The sequence below is a fragment of the Nakamurella sp. genome (assembly GCF_048594475.1).
Lineage (GTDB): Bacteria > Actinomycetota > Actinomycetes > Mycobacteriales > Nakamurellaceae > Nakamurella.
On record NZ_JBMDXT010000010.1, the window covers coordinates 66,068 to 75,551 of the forward strand.

Consider the following 9,484-nt stretch of genomic DNA (forward strand, 5'->3'; position numbering starts at 1 on the left):
ACCGGAGCGTTCGCGCTGCCCGGATTTCGGGTGGTGGCCAGCGAGGTGCTCGACGGCGAGTGGCACCTGCAGGTGGAGACGCCGCGTGAGCCGACGGGCTGACGACCTGCGGTGCCGTCGCCCGGGTGAAGCACCGGCGGACGGTGACCATGCGGGATGTGCCAGCGGGCGTTGGTCCCCTTTTTCCCAGTTGTGAAAGAGGGTCTTCGAGTGCCGGTACGAGTTATGCGAGAAACAAGACCTGGACCGAACAGCACGAGGCGATCGCTTCCCGGGTGGTGTTGACCGACCGGGCGCAGCAAGCGGGCGAGGAGGTCGGCCACCACGACCGGGCGGACTCGTCGTTCGGGGCCCAGCTCGCCTGGGGTGTCGCCCGGGATCAAACCCCCAGTCAACTTCATAGCGAAGAGCCCCCATTGGTTGTCCTGGGGCATCGGAGGCACGCCCTCGAGGATTCACTCCCGCGCAACAACGGCCTTCCTGCGATTCGAGCACCCGCCTGCCGCTGCATAGGAGACGTGATCCGCTAGACTACACGAACTAGGTACCCAGTGCGCACAGATCCATGTCGTACTGTCTCGACGCTGACTAAGGCGAGGCTTGCGAGATGCAGGAGCATAAGTACGACGTTTTCCTTTCCTATAATCGCTCCGACACCGGCATTGCTTTAGGGCTAAAAGATGCACTGCGCGCGCGCGGCTCTTCTACTTTCCTCGATCAAGAATCAATCTCGCCTGGAAGCGATCTGGCTAGCCAGTTGATGGCGGGGATTCGCTCGTCGAAGATTTGCGCCATCTTGATTGGCCGCTCTTCGAAGGGATCCTGGGCTACGGCCGAACTAGAAGCCGCCGCCGTGACGGCGGCAATTGATCGGCGCCCGATTGTGGCCATACGCATCGATGAATCTACACTGCCGTCAATCTTGTCGGGCAGGCAGTACATCCCCATCTCATCAAGTGCTGGCGGCTCCGAGTTCTCTCGAGTTGCGGATGCGGTTCTCGCCTTATTGAAGCCGGAAGCTAGAGATAGTCAAGATGGCCGACAATCAGATTACGAACCCATAACCCGCAGCGTGCGCGCTGTTTCAGAAGATGAGTCCTTCTCGCGAGTCATTGAACTGCCTTCGAACGCTGAATCGAGCGTCTCGTCGTTAGGCATCGGTGAGCTTGGAGGCGCAGTCAATCGCAGTTCCGAGGACCTTCATCGTGAGCGGCAACTTTCGGAGCAGGCTCTGGCAATGTCTCAAAGAATCGGCGATCGCCGGTCGACCGCCCGGATCCTTCGCCGCCTCGGTGCGATCGCTCAAGGAACTGGCGATCCCTACAAGGCTCGCGACCACCTTGAAAATGCCCTAATAGCATTCCGAGAGATCGGTGACCGCCCGGCGGAAGCCGATGTCCTCCACGATTTGGGCTCTGTCGCTCAGCAAACCGGCGATCTCCACCAGGCTCGCGCCTACATCGAGCAGGCCCTCGTAATATTCCGGAAGATTGGTGACCGCCGGGCGCAGGCTCACGCGATTCAGGAGCTGGGAATTGTAGCCCAGCAGACCGGCGATCTCAACCAGGCTCGCGACTACATTGACCAAGCCCTCGTAATCTTCCGAGAGATCGGCGATTTCCCTGCGGAAGCCGAAACACTCCACGACCTGGGCATCATCGCTCAGCAGACCGGCGATCTTTACCAGGCTCGCGACTACATCGAGCAAGCCCTCGTTAGATTCCGGAAGGTTGGTGACCGCCGGGCCCAGGCCCAGTCGATTCAGCAGCTGGGCATAATTGCCAAACAGACCGGCGATCTCCACCAGGCTCGCGCCTACATCCAGGAGGCCCTTGCCACTTTCCGAGAGATTGGTGACCGCCGAGCGGAGGCCGGATCGCTGAACAACCTCGGCACCATCGCCCAGGAGACCGGGGATCTGGACCAGGCTCGCGCCTACATCCAGGAGGCCCTTGCCACTTTCCAAGAGATTCGTGACCGCCGGGCCCAGGCTCAGTCGATTCAGCAGCTGGGCATCATTGCCAACCAGACCGGCGATCTCCACCAGGCTCGCGCCTACATCCAGGAGGCCCTCGCCACTTTCCGAGAGATTGGTGACCGCCGAGCGGAGGCCGGATCGCTGAACAACCTCGGCACCATCGCCCAGGAGGCCGGAGATCTGGACCAGGCTCGCGCCTACATCCAGGAGGCCCTTGCCACTTTCCAAGAGATTGGTGACCGCCGAGCGGAGGCCCAATCCCTGAACAACCTCGGCAGCATCAGCCTCAAAACGGGTGATGCCGCCCGGGCTCGCGTACTGTACGAAATGGCGATGCTCGAATTCAAGGAGATCGGAGATCATCCGGCAGAGGCCACAATCACACATAACCTGGCAATTATTGCCCAACAGGAAGGCAACTACGACCAGGCCTACCAGCTTCTTCAGCTGGCGCTTACATCTCGAGAAGGAACGCAGGATGTTGCCGGGTACGCCAGCACGCTCAGCCAAATCGGCGCACTACTAACGGAATCTGGATCACCCGACGCAGCAGTCGCCTACAACGCCGCGAGCTGGCGTATTCGGCGAAAAATCGGAACTCAGGATATTGCAACTGATCTCGAATTGCTAGCCGAGCAGCGGGCCGCCCTGGGCGACGAGGTGTTCAAGAAGCTTCTCGAAGCTACCCTCCAGACTGACTCCACAGATCTATTGCGGGAGACCAGTTCCGAACAGGGCGGCGGATGAGCGACCAGGAGGAGGTTAACGAGCTTACCGTGCTCCTAAGGGTGCTTGACATTCTTGAAAAGAGCATTGAGACCAACGGTCTTCAGAACGTCGAGAGCGTCCAAATCACTCAGATAGCGAGTCAAATCATGCCAGGCTCGACGATTGGTAGGATCATTCATGCCAAGGTTTACGCGGATCAAGGAGAGGCAGTCATGGGCGACAAGTTCGAGGCACACGGGAATGCTCAAGTTGGCAACATGGGAAATAAGGCCGAGATTGGTTCGATCTCCTTCGGAGGTGCGAAGGAGGTTCCTGAGGGTCTTGATCTAGCTGTCCTTCGAGAGCAACTTGCAGCCCTTCGCGCAGAGATGCGTCAGCAGGCCTCGACGACGGAGGACGACGAGGCTGTGGTCGCAATCGGCAATGCCATCTCGGCCGCCGACGAAGGAGATCAGGAGAAGATTGGATCAGCACTGCAACGTGCTGGAAGGTGGTCCCTTGGCCTAGCCACCGCGATCGGAGCTGGAGTTGCGGCGGGGGCGATAAAGACAGCCCTGGGAATCTAGCGGACGGCGTCAGGCTGTTACTGCTTCAGTGCCAGACAATCGAGGACGGTCAGAGGGCCCGCAACCCTAGACTAGGCATTAGCCCAATGGGATTGCGTACCCCCATTCTGTTTCTCGACGGTGCACCCTCGCCAATCTAGATACCTGTCGAATTTCCTCGTTGATTCTGCGAGTTGGGCGAGTTTCGGTATGCCGTGAATCAGCCTGCATGCGCCCGCGCGGTCAATTCCCTCCGAATCGTTGTTGCCTCGGCGCAGGTAGCACTCTCCGGCCTCCAAGGCGCGGCCTAGGCATGAGGCTCTTGACGGGTCTGTCAAACCGGTCGAGGTGACTCAATTCGACGCATCGTCCAAAAGCAGGTGGGCGACGTCGGAGGCGGACCCGGCCTGTGGGCGCGCGGCGCGGATCGTGATTGCCGATACGAGTGTCCGTGCCTTCGCGGCGAGCACAATCGCGTAGGCCGGTCCAGCCTGGTTCGTCAAGAGGAAGAACTCCACCGCCTCATCGAAGATCAAGGTCTTATCCCTACTCCAACCTACGACGAGTTCAGCGGAACCGACCTTTCTCTCGTTCTCAATGTGTCGTTCTACGAGGCTCAAGTACATTGATTGGGCGCCATCGATGTTGCCCACTAGTCGGAGAAGTTGGGCCTCTATCCAATCGAGGTGCCACACGAGGGTGGCATCCTTCGCGCGAATAGCGTACTGCCTTCCGTATGCGATGGCTTGCCGTGCCTCGTCGGGACGCCCCAGTTCGAGGCAGGTGCGGGCAAGATTCTGCGACGCTGACCCGGCAATTCCGAAGTCACCAGCGTTGACGGCATCAACGATCACCCCTCGCAGACTGTCTGCGGCACCCTCGACATCGCCAAATAGCCACCGCAACGTCGCTAGCGACTGCCGCGCGTCGTGGAGGTGGTGCGTGGTGTTCGCTCTTGCGAACACGGGAATCGCCTCGCGTAGCAGCGTCAGGGCTTGCACCAGTTCGTCGGCACGTCGTAGTCCCGCCGACTCGGCCTCGTCGCCGCTGAACGGGAGAGCCGCCATGCGGTTCATGAAGAGCTTTGCGAGATTTAGCTTATTGCGAGCAACATCGAAATTGTTGCCTGCGTCCTCGTGAGCAGCGAGCGCCCGAAGTTCCTCCTGCACTGCCTCGTCCCAGAAGTTGATTCGCGACGCGATCCCGAACCGCTCCACCGTGGCTGTCGATCCTTGGGCGGTCTTGGTCGTCGTTCGTACCGTGGCAGCCTCGCTTAGGCTTCGCTCGGCGTCTTCAATCATTCCGGCGGACTCGAGAATGTAACCCCGGCTGGTGAGTGCTGATATTAGCGCGTCCGGATCGTCCGCTGCCCAGCTCGATCGACTGCGGGTCAGGACCTCGTCGATCATCGACAGCGCCTCATCCCAGTCGCCGGCTTCGTTCATCGCGTGGGCCACCACTAGCCGTGCCTTGTCGGCTTGAGCGGGACGGTCCAGTTGATCGAGGATGGCAACCGCTTCAGCGGCGATGGCTAACGCCTCATCGACTCGGTGCTGCTTCAACATGCTGGCTGCATGGTTCTCTAACACCCGTCCCGCCATCGCAAGGTCCAAGACGCGGTAGAGCACGATCGACTCATTGAAGGCTGCAGCAGCCTCCGCGAACTCACCTCGGTCGCTATGCGCCAGACCGAGGTGATTCGCGATGGACGCGATGTAGGCGGAGATGCCAAGCTCGTGGTAGACGGCGTGTGCCGCATAGAGGGCCTCTAAGGCTCTCTGTGAGCGGCGTGAACTGACGTCGCGAATGCCTGTTGCTTCTAGCCGGATCGCTTCCCAGAGGGGGTTGGAGGTGTACGCCTGCAATGCTGAGAGCAGGGTGTCGATCGCGTCGCCGATCTCTGGATCTGAACGGTCGGCGTAGTGGACGGCGGTGGCGTGGAGATCAGCCGCCAGTTGGTCGTCGATGATTGCTGGGTTCCAGTCGATCAATTGCCCAACTGTGGGTGGCGATCCCGCGAGGCTGTGACGAACGGCGCTTTTTACGAAGCGTCCGCGCACCTCCGCAGACAGCCTTGCGAACTCGTCAGCGGCCTCAGGAGGGTCGTCTTTGAGTTGATCAAGTGTCGCCAGAGCCTCCTGAAATCGGCCTGCACCCGAGTACGAGCGAGCTAGGTACAACCGGCTGACGGGAAGGTCGAGCATCGTTAAGGCTTCTTCGAACGCCATCGCAGCCTGGAGAAAGCGCTCATGTGCCGAGCTAGTGTGGTCGGACATTGCTACATGGAGCAGTGCAAGCGCACGAGCATTCGCGCCCAGTGCTTCCGTCAGGCCATCGGGGATCGCATCGCGATCCATCATCGCCAGCTCCCGACGAGTATGTATGGCGCCCAATGGGTTGGCAGGGCCGACCCGCTGAGGTCGAGGTCGTTCTCGCTCTGTTCCATCAGGTGCCGCTGAGCCCGACGGAGACTCTCAGCCCGCGAGTAACCGGCCTCCCACGCCTCGAAGAACGCTGCGAATACAATTTCAGCCATGTGACTGTGGATTGGCCAAAGCGTCGCCAGCACCGAGGAAGCCCCTGCGGTGAGCGCCGCGCGGACGATGCCACGGCGATCATCGCTCTGATGCGGTTCGGCGCGGCCGGTCTCGCATCCACCAAAACTCACCAGGGTTCCATCGAGCCTCAGCGCGGAAAGCTCCTCCATAGAAGCCAGGCGATCCGCGCCCTTCTCGTCGCGCAGCACCAGCCCTGATCGTCCTCTCCCTCCATAGTGAGCGTGGCAGACGAAGTGCACGGCCCGAGCACCTGGCAGTCGAGTTGATAGCGCGGCAAGCGTGTCGCCATCGCTCGCGTCGATTATGTCAGCGTCGAGGATCGCAGCGATTGACGCAGCCTCTCTCTGGAACGATGCACGGAGTTCCTCAGCGTCCTTGTCGCTGTTGTGCACCACGACGATGGCGCGACCAGTCGGGTCCGACGTACTCCTGAGGACGGCTGGCAGCACAGCCCCGCTCGGCAGGTGGGCAATGGGGTTACGAAGAAGCGCGTGCTCCCCCTGCGAACCGAGGGCCGCGAAGGGAAGACCGTGAAGACACCTATGCGGTGCGATGCAAAGTACATCCTCATCTTCGATCAGACGAAGCGTGCGAAGCGGCTCCAGGAGCACGGCACCCAACGCCCCCGCGAATTCACCAACCGGCTCCTCGCGCCAAATTGCGCGTCGAAAAGCAGCAACTCTTTTGGCGAGATCCTCATACTCGTAGGTTAGGCAGAGAGCGTGAGGGGACGGATCGCCCGGGGTCACCACGAATACATTTAGTCGCCGTGACGTGAGGTAGTACTCGACGAGCCTCTCCACGCTAGGGATGGCTCTCAGGTTCGCGCGCGACCGTCGGAGTGGGCCTCAGGTAAGGTATTCGTGCGATTCGGGTGTAACCATTCATCACAGGATGTTGACGTCCGCCGGTCTCCGACGTAACGCGCGCGGCAACCGTATCGTACAGAGTCGACACAGCAAGAGCAGGAATGTCGGTGGACGGGTCGAGGAGAGCTTCAATCACTGCGCGTGAGAAAAGTCCATGACCTGCTGACGAGGTCTCGATCGCTACCTCGTCGTCATCCGCCGCCGCAATCACAATCCTGCCCACGCCCAAGTCCATCACGGGCAGTTGCGGGCTCCAGCGACGAAGGTCTCGCGCAGCGTGCAGACGAGGGCCCTCAAAGGACCGTCCACCAGCTCGCCCGCTGAAACACGCATCGAGGAACACAACGACGACTCTCGCGCCAAGTCGCCTCAATAGGGTCGTTAGGTCCCGCTCCATGTCGATACCGGTGCCGAGAAGGTTGTCATACACCGCGTCATATGGCACTAGATAGCGAGCGGTGGCATCGGCACCCTCGTTAAGCTCTGGGCTCCCATGAGCCGCGAAATGGATGAGAACGACGTCGTCTGGCTGTGCCTGCGCCGCGAGGTCCGTCCCGATCGCCTTTAGTATCGCTGGCCGAGTTGCGGCCTCGTCGTACAGGTAACCGATGGAGATCTCCGAAGGGTGTAGTGCCGCGACAGCTATGTCATGAAATCGCCTAGCGTCAGCAACCGCGAACCTGAGATTCGGGATCCGGTCATCTTGATACTTGTCGATGCCTATCAGAAGGGCATGTAGCCGCACCCAAACCCTCCACTGCTTCTCGCCGACGTTCGCTAGAGTCTATCGGGCGGCCGTCGACACCACCCGTTAGCCTCCAGACAGGGGCATCCTGGCCCATAACCAAGTCAGGATCTCCGCCCGTACCGTCTGAAGCCACCTGGTCAAGAAAATTCGCTCAATCCAGCCGACGTCCGGACTGACGAATCAACCCTGCCGGGATCAATCAGCCTTCTTCATGACGAAGCAACTACATTGGCGTGGCTGGGGGAAAGATAAACCCCGATCGCTTGTAATTTACGAGCCAACCGTTTGAAGTGATCAGCACCGTCCTGCGGCGTGAATCGGTGTCGTCAATGGTCGAGTCGACGAGATTTGCGTCCTCAAGTTGTTTGACTGACGGCCGCATAGCCTGTTGGCTATTGAATCCGAAGTCTTCGTAGTCACTGGGCGAGCAGGAACCACCCCGATCAACCAGAGTGTCGAATAGCCGCCATGCGCGCGGCGTTATACTCCGAGTATCATTTGCGTACTGTTCGGCTTGCTCCTCGAGCCAGGCTTTCAACAAGGTGAAGCGACTTGCTGGAGATTCATATAGTCCACCAGTGTCGGCAAGCCAGATGGAGAAATCTTGCGCATGCTTGAGTGAATTTCGAAGGTTTTTGTTGGACACCCTATAGAGGTGGTCAAAGCCGTCGGGCTCAACCGGAGCTTGGGCCTCTGGGCGCATGCGGAAAACTTCAATCCGCCGCCTGATCACCTCGGCTACTTCGGTATCGCCAATTGGCCCGAGGCGTATCGGGTCGCCGATGACGCCGGTAAGTCTCGGTGAGCTCGCCGCACTGCGTACTATCCCTCGGGCGCCGCAAAGGACCCATCGCATACCAGGAAGGTTCAGTATGCTGTCGCGCAACGCCTCGATTCGTCTTCGCGCTTCTGTGGAAGTCTCAAGTAGTTCAAGATTGTCAATTATTCCAACGAATGCGCCGGTCGTCGGGGTGGGGAATATCTGGGATAGCCAGGTTCTTATCGTCTCTCGGAAGCCCGCCTCTACGTACCCCGGGGATGTATTAGGACTTGTGCTGAAGCCGCCTGAAGCGCCAAATCCAAGAAATGAGGCTCGTCCGCTGCGCCCACCCAACAGGGGGGACTCAATCCATCGGCGAACGTCATCTAGGTCGGGCAGTTCGCGACGAATTCTTCTAAGGTCTGACGAATAGTCGATTACCGCCTGAGCGATCGAGAATAGCACCTGTCTATCGAAACTTTGGTAGCCGATGGTCAATTGGAAGGGCTTGGGGAGGGGCAACAGTAGACAGGGTGAATCGCCGCTCTCGAAGGCCAGCTTTCCGCGATAACTGGTTACAGCAACCAGGCTAGTCTTTCCGACTCCGTTGTCACCTTCCACGGTAGGATGTGTGTCCAGCGAAGTCAGCGCGCGCAAGAGTCGCTGAATACTTGACTCACGGCCAACGAGGAGCTTGGAGCCTTCCTCGGTGCCAGGCAGTGGTGGCGTGGCGTAGGGATTCTCACGGAATCCGAGGTCATTCCAGAGCGTCAACAAGTCCCCTTGAATGAGTGGAGAAAGTCTTCATCCGGTCGGCCGCCTTGGCCGTGTCCTGTCGCGGGTGATGCTTAACAGTCTCATGCCACCTGATCCTTAACACTTGGCCGTGATCGGCCCGTCCTGAGGGGCGATGCTCGTGGGCATCGTCGCGCTCGGGAGGCCGGGAATGGCTCTGGTTGTCTTGTCGAAGGTGGAACAGCGGCTGGACGCGGTCCGGGCGGTGCTGGCCGGGGCCACGGTGACCGAGGTCGCGGCCGCGGTCGGGGTGTCCCGGGTGAGCGTGCATGCCTGGTTGCGGCGGTACCTGACCGAGGGCGTGGCCGGGTTGGCGGACCGGTCGCACCGACCCCGGTCGTGCGCGCACCAGGCCAGCGACGACGTGGCGGTGCGGGTCGCCGAGCTGCGGCGCACCCACCCACGGTGGGGCGCCAAACGAATCCGGATGGAACTGCTGCGCAAGCCCGCCGGGCTGACGGTCCCGTCGACCGCGACGATCAACCGGATCCTGATCCGCCAC

The 9,484-nt window shown here is 60.3% G+C and carries 7 protein-coding genes; 4 read left to right on the forward strand and 3 right to left on the reverse strand.

What is annotated here, in order from left to right:
• Positions 1 to 607: 607 nt before the first annotated feature.
• Together ACOJUF_RS00645 and ACOJUF_RS00650 are read left to right on the forward strand one after the other, a co-directional pair.
• Positions 608 to 2,725, forward strand: coding sequence for a tetratricopeptide repeat protein (locus ACOJUF_RS00645; RefSeq protein WP_420119931.1), 2,118 nt, complete (start codon positions 608 to 610; stop codon positions 2,723 to 2,725).
• On the forward strand, positions 2,722 to 3,273 hold the full coding sequence (locus tag ACOJUF_RS00650) for a hypothetical protein (protein ID WP_420119932.1): 552 nt from the start codon (positions 2,722 to 2,724) through the stop codon (positions 3,271 to 3,273). The genes ACOJUF_RS00645 and ACOJUF_RS00650 overlap by 4 nt, the downstream gene beginning before the upstream one ends.
• Before the next feature lie 332 nt (positions 3,274 to 3,605).
• Here ACOJUF_RS00650 and ACOJUF_RS00655 read toward each other — a convergent pair whose 3' ends face one another.
• From ACOJUF_RS00655 to ACOJUF_RS00665, 3 genes are read right to left on the reverse strand one after another with little or no spacing between them, the layout of a single operon-like run.
• Complete coding sequence (locus ACOJUF_RS00655; RefSeq protein ID WP_420119933.1) at positions 3,606 to 5,612, reverse strand: tetratricopeptide repeat protein; 2,007 nt, start codon at positions 5,610 to 5,612, stop codon at positions 3,606 to 3,608.
• Positions 5,609 to 6,613 (reverse strand): CHAT domain-containing protein, encoded by a 1,005-nt coding sequence (locus ACOJUF_RS00660; RefSeq protein ID WP_420119934.1) that lies wholly within the window; start codon positions 6,611 to 6,613, stop codon positions 5,609 to 5,611. The genes ACOJUF_RS00655 and ACOJUF_RS00660 overlap by 4 nt, the downstream gene beginning before the upstream one ends.
• A 1-nt stretch (position 6,614) precedes the next feature.
• Positions 6,615 to 7,424 carry a caspase family protein gene (locus ACOJUF_RS00665; RefSeq protein WP_420119935.1) on the reverse strand — a complete coding sequence of 270 codons (810 nt, stop codon included), beginning with the start codon at positions 7,422 to 7,424 and terminating at the stop codon, positions 6,615 to 6,617.
• A gap of 658 nt (positions 7,425 to 8,082) precedes the next feature.
• Between ACOJUF_RS00665 and ACOJUF_RS00670 the strand changes: the two genes are divergently transcribed.
• Positions 8,083 to 8,232, forward strand: coding sequence for a hypothetical protein (locus ACOJUF_RS00670; protein WP_420119936.1), 150 nt, complete (start codon positions 8,083 to 8,085; stop codon positions 8,230 to 8,232).
• Positions 8,233 to 9,133: 901 nt separating this feature from the next.
• Positions 9,134 to 9,484 (forward strand): helix-turn-helix domain-containing protein (locus tag ACOJUF_RS00675; RefSeq protein ID WP_420119937.1); only part of this gene is annotated, 351 nt, incomplete at its 3' end.